Annotated in this window: 5 protein-coding genes; all 5 read right to left on the bottom strand. The window is 39.8% G+C overall.

Annotated elements, in window-relative coordinates; genetic code table 11:
* Positions 1-17: 17 nt before the first annotated feature.
* The 5 genes from P2086_RS10675 to P2086_RS10655 all read right to left on the bottom strand — a co-directional run bounded on the left by P2086_RS10675 (position 18) and on the right by P2086_RS10655 (position 24,335).
* Complete coding sequence (locus P2086_RS10675) at positions 18-3,794, bottom strand: beta strand repeat-containing protein (protein ID WP_317896731.1); 3,777 nt, start codon at positions 3,792-3,794, stop codon at positions 18-20.
* A 44-nt stretch (positions 3,795-3,838) separates the two neighbouring features.
* A complete protein-coding gene (locus P2086_RS10670; protein WP_317896730.1) occupies positions 3,839-7,222 on the bottom strand; it encodes a beta strand repeat-containing protein in 3,384 nt (1,127 codons plus the stop codon).
* Positions 7,223-7,268: 46 nt separating this feature from the next.
* Positions 7,269-17,141 (bottom strand): tail fiber domain-containing protein, encoded by a 9,873-nt coding sequence (locus P2086_RS10665; RefSeq protein ID WP_317896729.1) that lies wholly within the window; start codon positions 17,139-17,141, stop codon positions 7,269-7,271.
* Positions 17,142-17,183: 42 nt separating this feature from the next.
* Positions 17,184-19,379, bottom strand: coding sequence for a beta strand repeat-containing protein (locus P2086_RS10660; RefSeq protein WP_317896728.1), 2,196 nt, complete (start codon positions 19,377-19,379; stop codon positions 17,184-17,186).
* A 465-nt stretch (positions 19,380-19,844) separates the two neighbouring features.
* Complete coding sequence (locus tag P2086_RS10655; RefSeq protein WP_317896727.1) at positions 19,845-24,335, bottom strand: DUF7948 domain-containing protein; 4,491 nt, start codon at positions 24,333-24,335, stop codon at positions 19,845-19,847.
* Between the last annotated feature and the right edge of the window lie 181 nt (positions 24,336-24,516).

Here is a 24,516-nt window from a genome sequence, read left to right as displayed (position 1 = left end):
TTTTAAATCCTTTTTTATTAATCTTTATATTCCAGTTTTATTCCGTGTATAAACATTGGGTCACTCGAGGTATCTGTGCCAGAGCCTCCATTTCTGCGTACATCAATAAATATATTTTTATTACTTGCACTAAAAGACGAAAGCACAAACGTACCCTCCGTTAATCCGTTTGCAACCGAATTAGCGGCAAACACGGGATTTCCACCAGTAGTCGGAGCAGTCATATCCGCATTCAGATTAGCGGCGATGTATAAAACTTGCATATCAAAATTTCCAGAAGATGCGGTAGGACAAGAATACTGCACTACGAGAGTAAAAGCGGTTGTCCCATTCCAATCTGACGGTATCGGAAATGCGGTTTGAAATTGCTGGGTAACAGCGTTAGATAATTGGAGATAAGGTCTTTGGTAAGAGGTTGACACTCCTTTTGTACCTGGAACTATTGATACAGCAGCACTTATATCAAGGGAAGCCACGTCGAATACAATAGACCTCGTTCTTGATCCACCAGATGACGTTTGCCAGGTTGCGTTACCAGAGGCGTCAGAAGTTAATACTTTTCCTGCACCTTGTGTTCCATCAACTAAACGTGTTGTTCCGTTAACATGCAGAGTAGCAGTCGGCGTCACGGTACCAATTCCAACTGCTCCTGTATTGGAGATTACCATTCTGTTGGCACCGTTTGTACCAAAATACAAAGGAGTGTTATCATAATTTAAGAGAGCCGAACTTAAATTATCAGTTCCTAAAACTAGTCCAAAGCTTGCTGTTGCAGTATGCGTTAATCTTACCTGCGTAAAATTATTTGTGCTGTTAATATGAAGATTTGTAGCAGGTGATGTAGTACCAATACCTACCCGACCATTATCCTCTACCCTCATACGTTCAACACTATTTGGTTCGAATACAATTGGTGCAGTTGTCATTGTTCGAAGTCTTAAACTGGCATTTCCTGGGTAAAACCCAACAGCTGCAGAAAAAAGACCTCCAAACTTATAAAACTCCATTCTTGCTTCGAATGAAGAAGAGGGTGTTTCTATTCTTGCGATGGCATCTCCTGAAGAATTATAAACATGAAAGATTGAAGCTGGTGCCACAGTACCGATACCAACATTACCAACATCGTTAATTAAAAAATCAGTTCTAAATGTATTTGTTGCTGTTTTATACCTTACTGCAAAAGCACCAACTCCGAAATTTGTTGCCGTTCCACCAACCGCATTACCGCCGTGCCTGTCAATAATAGTACCCCAATACGATCGTAAATAAAGATCACCATCAACATTCTCTGATATTCCGTTTAAGCCAAGTATGGAAGTATTAGCATCCGCATCCATTTGAGTGGTGGTTCTTATTACCCCTTGACTAATAATAAATTTACCACCTGATACCTCTAATTTTGCAGACGGGTTAGGTACGCCAATTCCTACGCTCCCGGTTCCTTTAACGCGCATGAGTTCTTGACTCGTGGTAGAATTAATACCTGCAAAGAAAGCATGATCAGCAACTGGATTATCTACCTGATAACGCAAAGTATTGCTACTAAGACCAAAACCATACACCTGATGATCGTTGTTGGTGCCTTCCCACAAAACTATCTTACGGCCCGTAATAGCATTATTAAATTGCAACGGAGCGTTTGCAACAGTACCACTGATTGCTACGTTACCGCTTGCGAAATCTCCATAAATTAACGTTGCGCTGTTACTGTTGGCTACGTGTAATTTGTTAGAGCCTGTTTCATAGAAGCCTGCTCTGAATCCTAAAAAAACATTCCCACTTCCATTGATGTTACCTGCACCAGACTCACGACCTATTGCAGTGTTATTGTCACCAGTTATATGGCCTATTAACGCATCATTACCTAAAGCAGTATTATACGAACCCGTAGTATTATCGTGCAATGCGAAGTGACCAATTGCAGTATTGAAGTTACCAGTCGTATTACTATGTAAAGTATTTGCACCAAGACTGGAATTCCATCCTCCAAGAATATTGAGATATTGAGATTGAAAACCGATTGCAGTATTTCTTATTCCAGAAGTATTTGAATAAAGAGCTTGATAGCCGAAACTCGAATTTAAACCAGCTGTAGTATTTGACATTCCACTTTGAAACCCAAAAAAAGAATTTGCAAAAGCTGTATTTACGAGCCCGCTTTGATATCCAAAAAATGAGCTAGCAGACGCCGTTGGATCAATATACCCAGATTTTTGATTGTTTACTTTAAATAGTAAACCCACATTGTCTGTAGTACCTATAAAATTTAAGGAAGGTGTGGTGCCAGCATTACCCAATAAAGCCCATCCACTAGCCAACGGTATGTTAATATTAAAAGAATTGGTGCCGCTTGTGGAAAGCGATGGACCTGCCGCAGCAGTGCTTGTTAATGCAATACTTGTGTTGGCAACACTTGGTGTACTTATGCTAAAAGTTGGATAGGTTCCCGTTATAAGCGTTTGACCTGTATTATTAAATGTGACTGTTTGGTTTGGGGCAGTATTGATTATAGAACCAGAGGTAATGGAAATACCAGTACCACTAGTATAATTTGTGGCAGCGGTTGAATTTATAGTGAAATTTGGATACGCGCCCGTAATGGTTGCAGGACCAGCATTTGTGAAAGTTGGTGGAGGTACATTTAAACTAAACGAACTGCCTGAACTTGCTACAGAAGCACCAGCAGCAGCGGTAGTTGTTACCGCAACACTTGGTGTAATATTTGGAGAGGTGTTCACAATCACTGAACCAGAGGTTAAACCAATGCCCACTCCGTTTGTGTACGTTGTACCGGTTGATGAATTAATAGTAAAGTTTGGATAAGCACCTGTAATGGTTGCAGGACCAGCATTTGTGAAGGTTGGTGGCGGTACATTTAAACTAAAGGAACTTCCTGAACTTGTTACAGAAGCACCAGCAGAAGCGGTAGTTGTTACCGCAACACTTGGTGTAATATTTGGAGAAGTATTCACAATCACTGAACCAGAGGTTAAGCTAATGCCAGCCCCATTAGTGTATGTTGTTCCAGTTGATGAATTGATTGTAAAATTTGGGTACGCTCCCGTAATGGTTGCAGGACCAGCATTTGTGAAGGTTGGCGGCGGTACATTTAAACTAAAGGAACTTCCTGAACTTGTTACAGATGGTCCTGTTGCTGCCGATGTTGTTAAAGCAATACTCGGAATAGCAGAACTTATTGTATAATTAGGATACGCGCCATTTACCGTGGTTGCATTTGCCCCTGTAAAATTAGGAGAAGGAATATTAATGTCAAATGAATTTGTGCCAACACTTGTTACAGTACCCAAACCCGAAACCGTTATACTAGCATTCGGTGTTATTGCAATTGTTGGAGAAAGTACATAAGTGCTATTTCCTATACTTAAAATATTATTGGTGTAAGAAGATGGAACTGAATTGGCATACATAGCATAAGGAACACTTACGAGTTGCTGCGTACCAAGTATTACAAAACTAGTTCCACCCGATGTATCTACAGACAGCTCTAAAAAGTGAGTATTTCCCTGCCAGTTAATTGCAGACAGATCAGTCGTTTTTCCTATTTGAGTTGAAAATAATCCCAAGGCGTTGGTTTGAAGTTGCTGGGTTTCCATCGCAATAATGCTTCCGCTACTACTTCCTTGACGGATATTAAATTTAATCCCGATTGTTTTGTTTCTTAGTGGTGTGCCATCAGCCAAACGCGTCGTTCCTTGATAATTTATCAGGGATGGGGATTGGGCGAATAATCCTAAATTTATCAGAAGAAAGAATATGTAGAGACTGTGTTTCATAAATTTAGAATTGTTTGTCTTTTGGTTTAGTTTTATTTTTCATTTTATTGGTTAAATGTACTCATCACAGTTCCAATCCAAAAATAATCGGTCGACTGCCTTGTTAATGATACTTCGGTAATATGACCGTTTGCAGAAAAATATGGATCCCCAAAAATGCAATGCAAAAACACAATGTTATCTGTGTTATTATAAACTTGCGTAATACCGCTCACCAGATTATTAAAAGCCCTATTAACAGCAGCACCTGCACTGTTGGTTCCCATGCAATTGCAAACAGAAAGCGCACTGATACCAGTATTATTTACTCTCCAACCACCATTGGTTCCATCTCTTTCTAATATGATATCAGCCGTTCTCGCAATAATTTCACCCGCAGTAATATTAGTGGTATACAAACGGCGAATCATCATACCACCGGCACCTACGGGATAATTAGGGGGCTGACCTGTACCTGTTTCAGAACCCATTTTAAAGTATCCATTTCCTTTTATCCTAAATAACTCATTACTAGTGGTTGCGCTTGTACCTGCATAGAAAACATGGTCAGCATTTGTCACGTCGACCTGATAACGAAAAACAGAATTATCTATACCAAGCCCATAGAATTGATGGTCATTGTTGGCACCTTCCCATAACACAATTTTTCTACTTTGAATTCCATTTGAGAATTGCAACGGTGCATGTGCATTGGAGGTTCCGATACTAACATTGCCGCTCGAAAAATCTCCGTATATTAAAGGTGAAACACTTGTAGTTGAATTAGCAATATAGAGTTTATCATTTCCCGTTTCATAGAATCCAGATTGGTAACCCAAAAACACATTTCCTGTTCCGATGCTTTGGGCACCCGACGAATAACCTAAAAATACATTCTGAAAACCGCTATTCAGTTGACCAGCAGCGTGACCAACAGCCGTGTTGTAATTGCCAGCGGCGTTACTACCCATGGCAGATAAACCGATAGCTACGTTTGAATTTCCACTTGTATTAGCCGCCAAAGCAGAAGCTCCAATAGCAATATTATTTATAGAGTTATTAAGACTCAAGGCGGAATAACCCAATGCCACATTTCTTGAACCTGTAGTTAAATTCTGCAATGCTCCTGAGCCAAAAGCTATGTTTCCACTTCCTGTTGTTACAGCATTTAAACTTTGATGACCAAAGGACGCATTAAAAAGCGTTTGATTAATACTACCTGCTTTTTGATTATTTACTCTGAAATTTAAAGCATTATTGTCGGTTGTGCCAATAAAATTAAGACTTGGTGTTGTCGCCGTATTTCCACCAAGTGACCATGAGTTAACTGCGGAAACTATTGTCCAAATTGGCGCTGCAGCTGAGCCTGAAGAAGTGAGCACTTGCCCTGCAGTTCCATAATTTGCTGTGCTTCCAACACCAATAGCAGCAGTTTGGTTAATGGTGAGTACGGGTACATCTCCTGAATTTTCAATCACAAAATTACCATTCGCATCCTTCCCAATATCATAAAATAGTGAACCAGCACCAGAACTCTGAAAGCGAAATTGAGGGCCTCTGGAATTGCTATTGACTAATGATGCCATTAAAGCTGTGGCCCCTGGTCCGTTAAAATATGGATGGACTTGAAATTCACCTTCAGTACCTGAAACAATTAATCTGTGCCCTGGTGTAGGGGTACCAATGCCTACATATCCATTTGCCAATATTCGCATGGCCTCAGTCGCATTTGAACGGAAGATTAATGGTTGAGCGTCACTTGTTCCTATATAATTTGTTGCCGGGTTTGTTGTAGCATTTCCTAATAAAGACCATGCGGTTGTAGGTGGAATATTGATATTAAAAGAATTAGTGCCGCTTGTTGAAAGCGAAGGGCCAGCAGCAGCTGTAGCTGTTAATGCAATACTTGTGTTTGCTATTGTAGGCGTATTTACAGTATACGCTGGATAAGCTCCTGAAATAATATTTTGACTAGCGTTTGTAAACACCGGTGCTTGTACGCCAACTAAGTAATTTGGTCCTGCGGATACTGTTGCTATACCTGCTGCTGATACTGTTGGCGTAGTTGGTAAAGGAACACTATTACCTCCTGTTATACTGATACTACCACTTGCAATCGCCAAAGTTGGAGCTGGAACTCCTACCAGATAATTTGGTCCTGCCGAAACTGTTGCTATACCTGCCGCCGATACTGTTGGTGTAGTTGGTAAAGGAACACTATTACCTCCGGTGATACTGATACTACCACTTGCAATCGCTAAAGTTGGTGCTGGAACTCCTACCAGATAATTTGGTCCCGCCGAAACTGTTGCTATACCAGCCGCCGATACTGTTGGTGTAGTTGGTAAAGGAACACTATTACCTCCGGTTATACTGATACTACCACTTGCAATCGCTAAGGTTGGTGCTGGTACGCCGACAGTATAATTTGATCCTGATGTATTAAGTGTCGCTATTCCTGCCACCGATACCGATGTTTGTGCAGGTAATGGAACACTGTTACCACCAGTTATACTGATACTTCCGCTTGCAATTGCTAGGGTTGGTGGCGGTACGCCGACCACAAAAGAATTTGTAACCAGATTAGACACAGTCACTAAGCCCGAAGGCGTAATAGTTGTATTTGGTGTTGCTCCAACAGTAGGTGTATTTACAAAAAAGGTTGGATAAGTACCCGTAATGATCGTTTGATTTGTATTTGAAAATGTTGGGGGTGGTATATTTAAACTAAAAGAGCTTCCAGAGCTTGTCACAGTAGATGCAAGTGAGGCTGTATTTGTAAGGGTAATACTCGGAGTAATAGCCGCAGGCACCGTAGGTGTATTTACAATAAAGTCAGGGTAAGTACCCGTAATAATGGCTTGTCCTGTATTACTAAAGGTTGGCGTTGGAATATTAATATCAAATGTATTTGTACCGACACTTGTTACAGTGCCCAGACCAGAAACCGTTATGCTCGTGTTTGGAACAATCGCAACTGTTGGAGAAAGTGCATAACTGTTGTCCCCAATACTTAAAATATTATCGATATATGAAGAAGGTACAGAATTGGCATGCATAGCATAAGGCACACTTACCATTTGCTGAGCACCTAGAATCACAAAATTACTTCCTCCAGACGTGTCAATTCCTACTTCTAAAAAGTGAGCATTCCCCTGCCAGTTGATATTAGCAAGGTTTGCTGTTTTTCCAATCTGCGTTGAAAATAATCCTAATGCATTCGTCTGAAGTTGTTGTGTTTCTGTAGCAATTATACTTCCGCTGCTACTTGTTTGCCGGATACTGAATTGAATTCTGATTGTTCTGCTTTCTAATGGCGTGCCATCTGCCAAGCGCGCTGTTCCTTGATAATTTATAAAGTAAGGTGATTGCGCGAATATTCCTACCGAAATTAAATGCAAAGACAAGAAAACTAATTTTCTTAAACTTCTATTTTTTAATTTTCTCATATGATTAGGTTTATTAGTATTAACTTTTAGAACCGTGCCATAAATATTATTTATTTTTTAGTGCCTCAATTTCTTTTTGTTGCTCAATTAGTTGTTTTTTCATTTCTTCAATTTGAGCCTGCTGTTCCTTAATTGCTTGAATCATTACTGGGGTTAAACCCATATAGTTTACGCCTTTATAAGTCACAGGTTCTCCGCTAGGTCTACCGGTACTTTCGTTAACCGGCCCTGGATGAATCTCATTTGTTACTAATTCAGGAAATACAGTTTCAAGCTCTTGAGCAATTAATCCGGTCTGAACACCATCTGGAAAATTCATAAAACTATATTGATCTTTTTTCATAGTGTACGTTTTTGGTTGCACTAGAAGAAGTTTGTCAAGTGCGCCTTGAATTGGCTGAATATTTTCTTTAAATTTTCTGTCAGACGCGTATGAGTTTACTCCTGTGCCGCTTATGTTACCACTAAAATACGCTGCATAATTTGTAGTACCTCCGGAGGCTGTAGTATAAATCCCATAACGCGTACCCGCTGTTCCATTAGCATTTGCATATACGCCATAGGCACTACCAGTATATGATGAGGAGTTACCAAAAGCATAAACCCCCATATAACCACCTTCAAGCCAACCCCCACGTCCATATCCAGGATTGTTTATCGCATATCCATGCACACCGGTTCCGTCAGAAGTCCCAGAATAATTATTTTCACCATAAATTGCATCAGCAGCAGCGATATTTTCCAAAACATGTAACCTCTTTGTTGGTGAAGCAATTCCTATTCCCACATTATTAGAAAAATAATTCTGATCTTCTCCAGTAATGTAAATACCATTTTTTATAGCAGTAGCATTAGTACCTGACATTATGATACGATGCCCATAAGTAGCAAAGGTATTTGCAAGATTACTCGCAACGGAAGTGTAATTTCCATATCTAACACCAGTTCCTACTGCTGATATTTGAGTTAAATTAGCATAAATGGATCCAGTACCATTTGGAGTCATGGCAACTTGGTAACCATAATTTGCACTTGCATCTCCTGCTAATCCAACCACAGACGAGCTAATACCATACTTAGATCCACTTCCTGCTCCATCAACATTTACATCAATACCATATTTAGTGGTAGTACCAGTATAATTGTTTGTAACATTTAAACCTGTATAATTTACACCATCCGTTGAAGGAATATTTAAAAATAAACGGGTCGATCCTGGTGAAGTTGTGCCAATTCCTACATTACCGCTACTTTTAACAATCATTGCAATAAATGGATCAGAGGCATCAACATTTGAAGCATCGGCAGTATTGTTCACACTAAAAAGTAAATCACCAACTCCAAAGCCGCCTGTTCTTCTAAAAAAGATGCCTCCTTTAGTTCCTGTTAAATCATCATTGTAAGTTCCGAATGTTAAACCTGAAGATACAGCATTGGTACCTGTAGCCCTATTGTTAATTTTAAGAAAAATACCAGAACTTAAAACACTTGCATCCGTTCCTGTCACCTGCAGTTCTTCGGCTGGAGCGGCAGTACCTACACCTACATTTCCAGTATTCAATATAACCATGCGATTAGATGTGTTATTGGTCCAGAAATTCATCGAGTTTGTGGAATTGTCATAACGTATAACGCCGTTTGGATGAAGCAACGGATAACCGAAATAGAGACTTGAACTAGTAGTAGATGCTGATATAACGGAAAGTGCTGTACTCGTATTACTCTCTACCTGCAGGTTTTCAGTAGGATTTGCTGTATTAATACCAACCCGGTTAGCGGTAAAATCACCGTAAATTAAAGGCGTTAAGCTCGTTGTCGAATTTGATATGTATAGTTTATTTGATCCAGTTTCAAAATAACCCGCTCTATAACCAATAAAAACGTTACCGGCTCCTGTGCTTGAATAGCCCGCATCGCGGCCCAGTGCTGTGTTTTGGCTTCCAGTAGTATTACTGAACATAGCGTTATGACCAATGGCCACGTTAAGGTTACCTGTTGTAGTTGCTCCAAGCGCAAAAGCTCCAAAACCAGTATTGTTGTTCGCCGCGTTCACGTTCCCACTTTGAAATCCAAAAAATGTATTATATCCAACGTGGTCGATAAGTGCTGCTTTTTGATTATTCACTCTGAAATTAAGCGCCACAAAGTCTGTTGTTCCAATAAAATTAGTAACTGTACTGGTTCCCGCGTTTCCTAATAATCCCCAATTAGATCCGGTGGCGCTTGTCCAAACTGGCGCTAATCCAGCTCCAGAAGATGATAAGATTTGACCAGCAGTACCAGCGTTTCCTGCTGGCATTAAAGCTAAATCAAATTCAACACTTGCCCCGCTACCAAGTTTTACTCTGCTGCTTGCAGTTGCTGTTGCGTTAGCTCCAATGGCTGTCACGTTTGTTAATAGACCAGTTGATGCATCTGCATTAAAACCGATAAATGTATTGTTAGAACCTGTAGTATTAGCATCACCGGACTGATAACCCACTGATGTATTATTTTGACCGCTCGTATTGGCAGAAAGACCATAGTAACCAACAGATGTATTAAAACTACTTCCCACATTCGATGACAATGAATTGTAACCGAAAGCCGTATTTGCCTGACCTGTGGTATTAGTGTATAAAGCACCATGTCCGCCAGCGGCATTATAGTTACCAGTTGTATTAGCACGTAAAGCATAAGTACCTAATGCGGTATTTTGATTACCGTTAGATGTGCTGGTTGGTTGATTCGAATAAAGTGCTTCATAACCAACCGCTGTATTTTCACTATTCCATGTTCCCGCACTGTATGATTGAGAGCGTAGAGCACCTACACCAATTGCAATGTTTCTGCTTGCACTCGTATTATTAAGTAGTGCATCTCCTCCAAGAGCTATATTATTTGAACCAGTCGTATTTGCATTTGCACTCAAATAACCAAAAGACACGTTCTGTAAAGTTTGGTCAATTCTACCCGCTCTTTGATTATTAACCCTAAAATTAAGAGCCACATTATCGCTCGTTCCAATATAATTTGTAGCTGTTGTTGCTGCATTACCTGCCAAACCCCAGTTTTGACCAGTAGCACTTTGCCATGAAGCATTACCTGAACCATCAGACGTTAAGACGTTTCCTGCTGCTTGTGTTCCATCTTCCAATCTAAAAGTACCTAGAACGTGCAAAGTAGCAGATGGCAATGAAGTGTTAATACCTACTCTACCATTATTGCCAGCAACTAAAATATCAGTTGCTCCACCAAAAACCTGCGCTCTAAAAGCCATTGCACTGGCGTTATTTTTTGCAATAGCTCTTAAACCACCTTCGAAATATCCAGCGTAAGCGCCAGTACTTACATTGGAGTTCGAAGCATAAATACTCGGCTGTAGGTTTGTGTTTTGAGCACTTATTGCTACACCTGTGGTAATGGCATTAATTCCAATACCAGAAGCATTTGTATTTTGAATATCAGCAGTCACAATTCCATTTGAGGTAACAGCTAAGGCACCGCCTCCCGAACTGGCATTTGTATTACTTACCCAAAGAATATTTGAAGCGGTTGTTGCAGTTCCTGCCACTTGTAACAAAGCTGATGGCGCATTTGTTCCGATGCCAACATTACCTGATGATAAAATTCGTACGCGTTCCACGTTGTTTGTTCTAAAAATTAATGGTTGTGAATCGCTAGTACCAAGAAAATCGGTACCAGCTGTTGTACCAGCATTACCACCCAAAGACCAAGTATTTGCCGAAGCCGAATTAATAGTAAAATTAGGGTATGCACCTGATATGGTTGCAGGACCCGAATTCGTAAAAGTCGGAGCCGGCACATTGATGCTAAACGAACTTCCTGAACTACTAACCGAAGCTCCAGCCGCAGCTGTTGTTGTAACAGCAATGGTTGGCGTGATATTAGGAGAAGTATTCGTGATAATTGAACCTGAGGTAATGCTTATTCCGGTTCCGTTTGTGTAGGTAATTTGAGAAGGCGTAGAAATTGTGAAATTCGGATACGCACTTGTAACAGAAATATTACTTCCACTTGTAATGGTAATAGGAAGATCTGGCGAAGTATTCGTTATGATCGTACCTGATGTGATACCAATACCCGTACCGTTAGTGTAAGTTGTGACAACAGGAACCGTCGCTGTAGAAACTACGGTTCCTTGCGTGATGGTTATACTATTTCCTGAACTTGTTAAGCCAGGAGCTGGAACATTAACTGTTGCTGTATTAACGCCATTTGTAACACTCGCAATACCTTGCGGCGTAATTGTTTGGGCTACTTGAGATGGTGTAGAAAGTGTGAAATTCGGATACGCACTTGTTACGGAAACATTACTTCCACTTGTAATCGTTATAGGAAGATCTGGAGAGATATTCGTTATAATAGATCCGGAAGTTATACCAATGCCGGTTCCGTTAGTATAGGTTGTTGCAATAGGAACCGTCGCGGTAGACACTACAGTTCCTTGAGTAATTGTTACACTGTTTCCTGAACTTGTTAGAGCAGGTGCTGGAACGTTAACCGTTGACGTATTTACTCCGTTTGTAACACTCGCAATGCCCTGTGGCGTAATTGTTTGTGCTACTTGTGCAGGGGAATTAATTGTAAAACTATTCACACCATTAGTAACTGTTACTGCCCCTGAAGGTACTATGGTTTGCGGAATTGCAGCAGGTGTGTTAATTGTAAAACTATTCACACCATTCGTAACTGTTACTGCCCCTGAAGGCACTATGGTTTGCGGAATTGCAGCAGGAATCACCACCGTATTTCCTCCGTTAATACTCAAACTATTACTGTTAAGCGTTAAAGTCGGAGTTGGAACATTGATGGTTGCAGAATTGACACCGTTTGTAACCGTAGCAATACCTTGCGGCGTAATTGTTTGGGCTACTTGAGATGGTGTAGAAAGAGTGAAATTTGGATAAGCACTTGTAACAGAAACATTACTTCCACTTGTAATCGTTATAGGAAGATCAGGTGAGGTGTTCGTTATGATTGTACCTGATGTAATACCAATACCGGTACCGTTAGTGTATGTTGTAGCAGCAGGAACTGTCGCTGTAGAAATAACTGTTCCTTGTGTTATTGTTATACTGTTTCCATTACTTGTTAAAGCAGGAGCCGGAACGTTCACCGTTGCTGTATTCACTCCGTTTGTGACACTCGCAATACCTTGTGGAGTGATTGTTTGGGCTACTTGTGAAGGTGCGTTAATTGTAAAACTATTCACACCATTAGTAACTGTTACTGCCCCTGAAGGCACTATGGTTTGTGGAATTGCTGCAGGAATCACCACCGTATTTCCTCCGTTAATACTTAAACTATTACTATTAAGCGTTAAAGTTGGATTCGGAACGTTAACTGTTGCAGAATTTACACCGTTTGTAACTGTTGCAATACCTTGCGGTGTAATTGTTTGCGCCACTTGAGAAGGTGTCGAAAGGGTGAAATTCGGATACGCACTTGTAATAGAAACATTACTTCCACTTGTAATCGTTATAGGAAGATCAGGTGAGGTATTCGTTATAATAGATCCGGAAGTTATACCAATGCCGGTACCGTTAGTGTACGTTGTTGCAACAGGAACTGTTGCTGTGCTTATAACCGTTCCTTGTGTGATGGTTACACTGTTACCTAAACTTGTTAGAGCAGGTGCTGGAACGTTAACCGTTGACGTATTTACTCCGTTTGTAACACTTGCAATACCTTGTGGAGTGATTGTTTGGGCTACTTGTGAAGGTGCGTTAATTGTAAAACTATTTACGCCATTAGTAACTGTTACTGCCCCTGAAGGCACTATGGTTTGTGGAATTGCGGCTGGTGCATTAATTGTAAAACTATTTACACCAGTAGAAACTGTTACTGCTCCTGAAGGCGTGATTGTTTGTGGAACAGCTGCTGGAATGACTACTGTATTTCCTCCGTTAATACTTAAGCTATTACTGTTGAGCGTTAAAGTCGGATTTGGAACATTTACTGTTGCTGAGTTTACTCCGTTTGTCACAGTAGTAATACCTTGTGGAGTAATTGTTTGCGCTACTTGTGCTGGTGCGTTAATTGTAAAGCTATTTACACCAGTAGAAACTGTTACTGCTCCTGAAGGCGTTATTGTTTGTGGAACAGCCGCTGGAATGACTATTGTGTTTCCTCCATTAATACTCAAACTATTACTGTTAAGCGTTAAAGTCGGATTCGGAACATTTACCGTTGCTGAATTCACTCCGTTTGTTACCGTTGCAATACCTTGCGGGGTGATTGTTTGCGCTACTTGCGCTGGTGCGTCAATTGTAAAACTATTTACACCAGTAGAAACTGTTACTGCTCCTGAAGGCGTGATTGTTTGTGGAATCGCTGCCGGAATTACAATTGTGTTTCCTCCGGTAATACTTAAACTATTACTGTTGAGGGTTAAAGTCGGATTCGGAACATTTACCGTTGCTGAGTTCACACCATTCGTAACCGTAGCAATACCCTGTGGTGTGATCGTTTGAGGAACAGCCGCCGGAATGACAATTGTGTTTCCTCCGTTGATACTTAAACTATTACTGTTAAGTGTTAACGTTGGGTTCGGAACATTTACTGTTGCGGTGTTCAAACCGTTAGTAACCGTAGCGATACCTTGTGGTGTGATCGTTTGCGCTACTTGTGCTGGCGCATCAATTGTAAAACTATTTACGCCAGTAGAAACAGTTACTGCTCCTGAAGGCGTTATTGTTTGTGGAACAGCCGCTGGAATGACTATTGTGTTTCCTCCATTAATACTCAAACTATTACTGTTAAGCGTTAAAGTCGGATTCGGAACATTTACCGTTGCTGAATTCACTCCGTTTGTTACCGTTGCAATACCTTGTGGGGTAATTGTTTGAGCTACTTGTGCTGGCGCATCAATTGTAAAACTATTTACTCCAGTAGAAACAGTTACTGCTCCTGAAGGCGTTATTGTTTGTGGAACAGCCGCCGGAATGACTACTGTGTTTCCTCCGTTGATACTTAAACTATTACTGTTAAGCGTTAAAGTCGGATTCGGAACATTTACCGTTGCAGAGTTTACTCCGTTTGTTACTGTTGCAATACCTTGTGGGGTAATGGTTTGTGGAACTGCCGCCGGAATGACTACTGTATTTCCTCCGTTGATACTTAAACTATTACTGTTGATTGTTAGTGTCGGATTTGGAACATTTACCGTTGCTGAATTCACTCCGTTTGTTACCGTTGCAATACCTTGTGGAGTGATTGTCTGTGCTACTTGTGCTGGCGCATCAATTGTAAAACTATTTACACCAGTAGAAACAGTTACTGCTCCTGAAGGCGTGATTGTTTGTGGAATCGCTGCCGGAATTACAATTGTGTTTCCTCCGGTAATACTTAAACTATTACTGTTGAGGGTTAAAGTCGGATTCGGAACATTTACCGTTGCTGAGTTCACACCATTCGTAACCGTAGCAATACCCTGTGGTGTTATCGTTTGTGGAACCGCTGCTGGAATGACAATTGTATTTCCTCCATTAATACTCAAACTATTACTGTTAAGTGTTAACGTTGGGTTCGGAACATTTACTGTTGCGGTGTTCAAACCGTTAGTAACCGTAGCGATACCTTGTGGTGTGATCGTTTGCGCTACTTGTGCTGGCGCATCAATTGTAAAACTATTTACGCCAGTAGAAACAGTTACTGCCCCTGAAGGCGTTATTGTTTGTGGAACAGCCGCTGGAATGACTATTGTGTTTCCTCCATTAATACTCAAACTATTACTGTTAAGCGTTAAAGTCGGATTTGGAACATTTACCGTTGCGGAGTTCACACCATTCGTAACCGTAGCAATACCCTGTGGTGTGATCGTTTGAGGAACAGCCGCCGGAATGACAATTGTGTTTCCTCCGTTGATACTTAAACTATTACTGTTTAACGTTAAAGTCGGATTTGGAACATTTACCGTTGCAGAGTTCACTCCGTTTGTTACCGTAGCGATACCTTGTGGTGTGATCGTTTGCGCTACTTGTGCTGGCGCATCAATTGTAAAACTATTTACGCCAGTAGAAACAGTTACTGCCCCTGAAGGCGTTATTGTTTGTGGAACAGCCGCTGGAATGACTATTGTGTTTCCTCCATTAATACTTAAGCTATTACTGTTTAACGTTAACGTTGGATTTGGAACATTTACCGTTGCAGAGTTTACTCCGTTGGTCACCGTAGCAATACCTTGTGGGGTAATTGTTTGAGGAACAGCAGCTGGAATCACAACTGTGTTTCCTCCGTTAATACTCAAACTATTACTGTTGATTGTTAAAGTTGGATTTGGAACGTTTACTGTCGCAGAGTTTACTCCGTTTGTTACCGTCGCAATACCTTGTGGGGTAATTGTTTGAGGAACAGCAGCTGGAATCACAACTGTGTTTCCTCCGTTAATACTCAAACTATTACTGTTGATTGTTAAAGTTGGATTTGGAACGTTTACTGTCGCAGAGTTTACACCGTTTGTTACCGTCGCAATACCTTGTGGGGTAATGGTTTGTGGAACCGCAGCTGGAATCACAACTGTGTTTCCTCCGTTTATACTCAAACTGTTACTGTTGATTGTTAAAGTTGGATTTGGAACGTTTACCGTTGCAGAGTTTACTCCGTTTGTTACTGTTGCAATACCTTGTGGGGTAATTGTTTGTGGAACAGCAGCTGGAATCACAACTGTGTTTCCTCCGTTGATACTTAAACTATTACTGTTGATTGTTAGTGTCGGATTTGGAACGTTTACTGTTGCAGTGTTCAAACCGTTTGTTACCGTCGCAATACCTTGTGGGGTAATGGTTTGTGGAACCGCAGCTGGAATGACTACTGTATTTCCTCCATTAATACTCAAACTATTACTGTTGATTGTTAGTGTCGGATTTGGAACGTTTACCGTTGCAGAGTTTACACCGTTTGTTACCGTCGCAATACCTTGTGGGGTAATTGTTTGAGGAACAGCAGCTGGAATCACAACTGTGTTTCCTCCATTAATACTCAAACTATTACTGTTGATTGTTAGTGTCGGATTCGGAACATTTACCGTTGCAGAGTTTACTCCGTTTGTTACTGTTGCAATACCTTGTGGGGTAATGGTTTGTGGAACCGCTGCTGGAATGACAACTGTGTTTCCGCCATTAATACTCAAACTATTACTGTTAAGTGTTAAAGTTGGATTTGGAACATTAATACTATAGGAGTTTGGCGCAAGCGTTGTTGTTGTAACAATACCCGATGATACCACACTGGCATTTGAAGCTGAAGGTATTGTCACACTATTAGAACTTGGTCCTACACTCAACACATTTCCATTTAAACTAACGGTTTGCGTAATGTCGACGGTATTTCCACCGCTAATACTTAATGTATTTGGTGCTGATAAATTTAAAGTAGGCGTTGAAGAAATAGTATAATTTGGTGAAGTGCCATTTACGGTTACGTTTGTTCCTGCCTGAATATCAATCGTTGACGTTGAAGAACTCAAAGTAAAACTTTGTTTACCAACCGTTAATATATTGCCGGCATAAGAAGCCGGTACATTTTGTGCCTGCATGGCAAAAGGTACACTTACCAATTGCTGAGGATTTCCAAGGTTTACATAAGAAGTTCCTCCAAGAATATCAATTCCTATTTGGAGAAATAAATCACCTGCCTCCCAATTAATTAAGCCTAATCCTGTAGTATTTACCTTACCTATTTGAGTCGAAAACAAACCCAAATTATTAGTAGTTAAGTTTTGTTCTTCAGCAAAAACGGTTGGTGAGGAAACGCTACCCTGATGGAATTCAAACCGAATGCCAATATTCTTATTTGCTAACACCGCTCCATTAGCATCCCTTGCCACACCTTGATAATTGATCATTTGTGGCGTTTGGGCTATTAAACCAATTGTAATCAATTGGAAACTTAATAACAGTAATACTATTTTACTCATAATTTTCATGTATCGGGACGCCCATTAAATGCTTCTATATTATCATCTGTTCTCATCTATTATTAAACTGTTCGTGCCAAAGTTTCCAATGTCAATCCATGCCCCGGTTGCAATACCGACTCCTGTGGAATTCACAAACATGTTAACAGAATAACTACCTGCAGGAAGAGCGCCTGGAATAAACTCAGCTATCATAGTGACCGACTTACAGTTTGGAAAGTTCGGAGCACCATTGTTATCAATAAAATAGGTTGTTTTTCCCGAATTTCCTGAAGCCGTAATTGTGTTATTTAATCTTATTTCGAATGTTACTCCATTAGTTCCAATTAAATCGTCTACGTAAATATGAGTTTGAAGAATTACTTTAATTTTTGTATCGGCATTTACTTTTGTAAATGAGGTTAAGGCGCTAGAAAAGCTTGTTGGCGTTAAATTAATACCAGACATAAATTGTTGCGAAAAAGTAGTTGCCGTTGTAACACTTATTGGTTGCCAACTTGCGTTGCCGCTAGCGTCAGAAGTTAACACCTTTCCTACTCCTTGAGTGCCGTCAGTAATCTTTACAGAACCAGCAACATCTAGCTTTTGTGTCGGACTGGCTGTTCCAATACCAACATTACCATCATTTCTTACCGCAAAAATTGTTGTAGGAACTGTATTTGAAACACGTAACGCAAAATCAGAACTGGTAGAACCATTCCCAGTTGTAGTTAAACCGCCAATAAAATTAGCAGCGTAAGCCCCTGGTGCACCGCTTGTGTTCTGCGCTTGAAAGGTAGGAAAAGATGTACTGCTATTCTGTGCCGTAAGTGCAAGGCCACCGGAAGCATTAAAATCACCGCCGACCCCGCTAGTACTGTTATTACTTACAAATAAACTCTTTACACCAGAAGAAGAAACAACGGCCGCCGGCGATGTGTTGGAGGCTGCTATATCAGTTACTTTCAAAACAGTTCCACCATTAGATGTAACGTCTAACTTTGCACTCGCAGCATTTGTACCAATAGCTAAGCTATTAGACACTGTAGTTAAAGTTACCGAAGTACCCGCTTGTTTAAATGGCCCGGCTCCACTAATATCCACGGAATTAGAAGCAACACCTGATGTTAGCGTACCAGAATTAAAAGTAAGTGTTGGTGCTATAGTTGTGCTTACAGATCCTAGTATCAATGCTGTTCCTGTATATATTGGTGTTGGCATACCTACTGTATAATTTGTTGGACCACCTGTAACTGCAATAATGTTATTAGCTGTCTGAGCAATGGTAACAGCTGGAGGTAAAGCCACTGAATTACTTCCTACAATACTCAAACTTAAGTTATTTGATGACATAGCTAAAGAAGGTGATGGAACATTCACAAGATAGTTCGCCGGACCACCTGTAACAGACGCTAAACCTGTTCCCGACACTGTAACAGCATTTGGTATCGCGACAGAATTGCTAAATGGTCCTGAATATAAAACACCTCCACTCATACCTAGCGTTGGAGTCACCACCGTATTATTTGCTCCAAAAGATAATACACCACTCACTTGATTATAGGAAGGTGATGGTACACTCACTGTGTAAACGTACGCTCCGTTTGTCACTGTTGCAATGCCTGAGGTAGATATGGTTGGTGTAATAGAAGCTGGCAATGCCACAGCATTACTTCCAACAATACTAATACTAGCATTATTCGACGTAAGTGCTAAAATCGGCGGCGCATATGAAATCGTATAATCCGGTCCAGCGCTAACCGTTATATTCGTTCCGGTTCCTTGTGTTAATGTAACAACAGTGCCAGAATTAATAGCATGCGTCTTAGAGCCTATAGTAAGAATATTATTGTTATAGCTAGACGGAACGCTTTGGGAATGCATCGAAAATGGCACACTTACAATTTGTTGCGGAGTTCCCAATGTTACAAAACTCGAACCACCAGCAATATCCATAGATACCTGCAAAAAATAAGGGCCACTCTGCCAATTAACCTGACCAAGTGTACCGTTTTTGCCAATTTGTGTCGTAAATAAACCTAGTGAATTAGTAGTTGCTCCAGCCACTTGCATGTCCGTGTATATAACCGAACCGCTCACGCTTCCTTGCAATACTTCAAACTTTAAAGAAATATTTTGGCTGCTAATAGGGTTAAGACTTCCATCTCTAGCTACTCCCTGATAATTAATTAAAAAAGGAGATTGCGAAAATCCACCATACATAAACCCAATTAATAATAAGGTAAATATTTTCTTCATATAATTTTAGATAATTTAACACCTAAAGGTATTTAAAAACTCTTTTCCTGCAACAATAAAATTATGGATAAATCTAATTCTATTACGATAAAACCACTGGATTTGTCGACGAAATTACCTAAAACATGCCTAAATGCTTTTAAACTTAACTTATTTCAAGAGCGACTAGAAGCACGAAACCTAAAAAAGATAAAATTAAAACGCGTGCAAATTACCACTCACTACTGACTGGTGGATCCATCAGAGGAAACAAGATGAGTTTACGCTTGCCTTTTAATTTTTCCATTCAGCACTTTCTCACATTACTGCATAAACTTACCTGAGTAAATAAGTTACAAAAAATCCCGCCGAATAAACATAATTCAACTTTTAAGGGATTACCCTTAGTTTTAAATACCAAATTCTTATCGAAACTGATTAAGAAATTAGATTTTTGGTTCTGACTTATCAAAAATAATCAAGATTTTACCTAACCAAGGTTAAATTACCTTTCTTGTCATAATCCTTTCCGTCTTTTCCCTTAGCTGTAATTATATAATTATAAACCCCTTCCGCTGATTCCTTACCAGACTGATTCTTTCCATCCCAAGCAATATTGCCTGTTTTACTATCCAATTCATATACTATATGTCCCCAGCGATCGTAAATTATAATGGATATAGACTCCAGGTTATTTGCTTTTAGAAAGAAAATATCATTCACCTTATCTCCATTTGGAGAAAATATATTTGGAACTTCTAGGTTTGAAGGAATTTCTACATCTATATACTTTGTAACCGTATCTATGCAATTTCCTCGGGTTACAAACATTGTTATGGTGTACTTACCTGGTTGTTCATAAATTGTGCTAAGAGGAACTGTAACCGATGGAGTAAACTTAGATAAACCATTTCCAAAACTCCAATAACTTAATATACTATTTGTTCCAGTCGTAGAAGATGATTTATTTATAAAATTTACATTTAAAGGTGCGTACCCTTTTTCAGGTTCTACAACAAAATCTCCAGTAAGTTCACCTCCTATTACATCCACAAAACCAACACTAGCACAACCATTTATGGTATTAACTACATCAATCTGAAATCTCCCAGTGGAGTTAATAGTTGGTACCGGTTTATATTGATCCTGGATAGAATCCCCTGGTGGTGCAGTCCATGTATAAGTAAATCCTGTTGTCACAGAGCCCCCCATGTTTGCCGCAATTGTCCTACTTAACACCCCACAATCCAAAACATAAGGTGGAGGTGCCGACGGCCGATTTACGTTTGGATAATCTCTGAAATCTATGATCGTTTTTGTCGCCGTAGAAATACAACCATTATTGAGATCCTTAGCAGTCATTGTATAAGTTCCAGGTAAAGCACCTATATAAGTTGAACTTACTTGAACTGGCTGTTGAGGAGTTGGTCCTTCCCATAATAAACCAATAACGGGTAAATTGCGCGGGAGATCAGCAGGTATATTTGAACTACTCATGTTCGATAGGTTGATGGTTGCGGTGACACAGGTTATCTTATCAGTTCCGGTAATAACTGCATTTGGCCGAAAAAGATTTTGATACATGGGTACAACAGAGGTACTAATACATGTGTTGTTATTATCCGTTATTGTTAAAGTATAATTTGCTAAGGGCGTACTTGTTGAAGCCGCAGAATTAGAAACTACCGAAACGGTACTTCCCATCAAATTACTTGGATTGCCCGGAAACGACCAAACATAACTAACCCCTTGTGTTGTACTCTGACCTTGCAGGGTAAGAGAAGGTACATAACAAGATAATATTTGTTGCGGCACAATTACGCTAAGCTGCGGACCGAGTGTATTTTGAAGAACCGACAACTGAACTCTGGTTTCACAAAAATTGGTATTATCCTTTGTGATGATTGTCCAGGTTCCCGGCGTATTCACGGTGTAACTGCTCGAAGAACTAAGCGTGCCAGATGGCACGAATGAAGAAGTTGATGGTCCGATAATGGTATATGAAATTGGCCCGCCAGCAATTGGTGTTGTTGAACCATTAATGATATCAATTCCAGCAATGCTTTTCGCATTACATCCTAAAGTGAAATTTTGTGGACTCGTAACGTTAAAAGTTGGAAAGCCCGACGACGAAGCTACCGTGAAAGTTTTGCAGGTACTACAACCGTTAACATCATTTGTAACACAATGTGTGTATGTGCCTGGGCCACCAGGTAAAAATGTGCTTGAATACGAATTAATTGTGAGTGTGCCACCCAAAGGCCCCATCCATGTGTGCGAAATATTTACGCTCGGACTTCCAATTGCCGTGTGCGATATTACTGATGAAACAGAACAGGTTATGTTTTGAAACAAGGGTGTAAGTGTGGAACTTGGTGTCGAAAACGAAGAATTTACCGCAAAAGTTTTGGTGCTCACACAGCCAGAAATTGGGTTAACACCAATTACAGTCCATGTTCCAATTGCATTAGTAGAAGTAAAAATAGCACTTGGGCCATTGTATGGAGCAAGTATCCCATTCGAAGTTGTATAATTATACGACGGCGGATCCAAATCAATTTGAAGGGATGGTTGCCTGCAACTAACAACATAGTTGCCTCCTGGTGGTGTTATGCTAAAGATAGATGGGGCAGGACTTGGATTTATTGTAAATATTGTACTCACAGCGCAACCCCAGGCAGTACTCACCGTTGCGTTATACACACCGGGATTAATACCCCCATTACCGGATGTTTGAATGTTACTTGAGATAACATTTGGAAGTGGCGACCAGGTTATAGTGTAGCCTGGAGCAGGATTCGGCGGATTAAAAGTAAGATTTAAATTAAAAGCGTTAACTGTACTTGTGCAACCTGTTTGCGTTAATGTAGGTGCTACTGCTGGCTGAGCAAATACAGAAACAGTTGCAACCGAAGAGTTTGTTGAAACAACATTTGTTTGATTCATCCCAGTTGTAAATAATGTAAAAACTGTTGTTGCCATTGGTGACACAGCAAAGGTGCCTGTAGTACTGCTAAGAGAGCCAGGTTGCATAGAATACGTTACTCCCGTTAAACCTGTAGAACTAGGCGCAACCAGGTTAACGGTTGCACCAGCACAAATAATGGCATCTTGTTGAATAGCAAAAAAACAAGCACTGGTAGCCGTTGGGCAGGCTATCGTATTTATAGCTGAATAACTCCCAACAAAACCGCTACCACATACATACAAAATTTTATTAGGCTTGCTAAGTTGAATATCATAAACAAATTGATTGGTTGTAGAAGTCACACCAAGCGGTATAGATCCTAAAGAACTAAAAGTAGTGCCATTAAAATTATAGGTCAAAATAGAACCATCACCTCCAAGGTATAAATTATTGCAATCATCCACTGCAATACCACCCTGCTTTTTTAAAATCACACCAGAAACTGTTACCGAGGCAACTAGCGCTCCTGTAACCTTGCTATATGCTGCTAGATTAGACCCATCATAATAAAACAGATAATTTGCATTTACAGCCAAAGCGTTAAACCCATTAGAGCTAAGGTTAGGCGGAGTAACATATTGCGTTTTATTACCTTGCTCAGTAAACACTACAAAGCCGCTTGGTTGAACCCATAAATTTCCATTAAACGTAGAGTTAACTGAACACAATTTATTATTCATTCCACTACCTGCATAAATAATAAAAATATTTCCGGCATCGTCTATAGCATGACAAACAACATCCTGCGCTATGCTTGTAACAGTTGGCTGAAAACTTGAAGGGTTAATTACTGCAGTAGTCGGATTAATAGTAACTGCCGAAATGTTTGACGACGTTCCGCCACCAAGCACAAACACATCGCCGGTAACACAATGAAATCCCATGTCCCACACTTCCTGAAACTGATTTGTAGGTGTATTTACAAAATTGTCATAATTTCCTGTAGCGTCAATTCTTATAACCTTATTACCAGCACTAACAAATCCTTGACCTATGTAACACTTAGCCGTAAACTTATTTACTGCAAAATTACTTGCTTGCGACAATATTGGAGCGCTCGACCATGCCGGTGTTACGACTGTTCCTGAAAAAGTCCATTGAATGGTACCCGCTGAATTGTAACGTGCAATTTTAAAAGGACTGTAACCACCATAAACATAAACCGCGCCATTTACATCGTAATCGACATCATAAGCATTATCATTTGTGGTTAAAGCAGACACCGAGCTCACCCAGGGATCAATAGTAATAGTTTTCCCAACGTTATAACCATTTGGGAAGTCGTAACCAATGACCTCATGATCTAATTTAAAAGAAGAAACAAGAGGTAATTTAGGCTCACTGTAATAACTCTCAGGTGCATGTTCTATAATATCGTCCAAAGGTGTTTTAATTAGTATACTTCCATCCTTCTCTGCTTTTATTTTAAGAACATCTCCCGTGTAAGCAATTTGTATGTCAGCAGCATTGGCGCCTGGGTGAAGAATTACATTGTACTTAATCCCAAATTCTTTTTCTTCCGGAATTATATATTCTATATCAATATTCTTATAAACATTTTTATAAATGAGTTTTTTGAATGTGTTAGAATTATATTTTGAAGGGCCATAGGTTATATAATGAGCTTGTTGCACACTGGCATCAATGGTTACTGAGGAATTAGAATTTAGCCAAGCCATGTTCACATAATAAATCTTCGCAGGTTTCAAATGAGGATCTCTTCCTCTTTCGATATTCTCTCTTTGTCTTTCTGTTAATGGATAATGTTTCACTAATTCATACACCAATCCCTTATTTGTAAAATATATTTTTTCAAGGCCATTATCCAAAACATATTCGATAGTGTAGTCATGACTGAGCTGGCCATCGTACTGACCTTTATTTTCAACAAAAACGCGAGTTCCAAACACATCCTTTGAATTCACAAATTTAGGCTGATCACCCATGTTTGCTGACATAACTATATTCAAAGTAGTCAGCATTAAAAAAAAGAGTATATTTTTATTCATGTTGATTTTTTTAAGGTGAGAAATGAATTAAGATATCTTAAATATAATCAATTTGATTTATAAATGAAAGCAATTTACTTCACATCACTGTATTCTTACACAACAATAATTATACCAGAAAATCGACTAAATTTGAATTAATTTTAAATAAAAACAACATAGCCGTTTTAAGCAATTAGTT

Origin of the sequence: Aurantibacillus circumpalustris (assembly GCF_029625215.1) — a bacterium.
GTDB classification, from domain to species: domain Bacteria; phylum Bacteroidota; class Bacteroidia; order B-17B0; family Aurantibacillaceae; genus Aurantibacillus; species Aurantibacillus circumpalustris.
This window is presented reverse-complemented; position numbering and strand designations above follow the sequence as displayed.

What these genes read in the sequence shown, in the direction of transcription:
- P2086_RS10655 (WP_317896727.1), bottom strand. Translation starts at nt 24,335, where the DNA reads ATGAATAAAAATATACTCTTTTTTTTAATGCTGACTACTTTGAATATA.
- P2086_RS10675 (WP_317896731.1), bottom strand. Translation starts at nt 3,794, where the DNA reads ATGAAACACAGTCTCTACATATTCTTTCTTCTGATAAATTTAGGATTA.
- P2086_RS10665 (WP_317896729.1), bottom strand. Translation starts at nt 17,141, where the DNA reads ATGAGTAAAATAGTATTACTGTTATTAAGTTTCCAATTGATTACAATT.
- P2086_RS10660 (WP_317896728.1), bottom strand. Translation starts at nt 19,379, where the DNA reads ATGAAGAAAATATTTACCTTATTATTAATTGGGTTTATGTATGGTGGA.
- P2086_RS10670 (WP_317896730.1), bottom strand. Translation starts at nt 7,222, where the DNA reads ATGAGAAAATTAAAAAATAGAAGTTTAAGAAAATTAGTTTTCTTGTCT.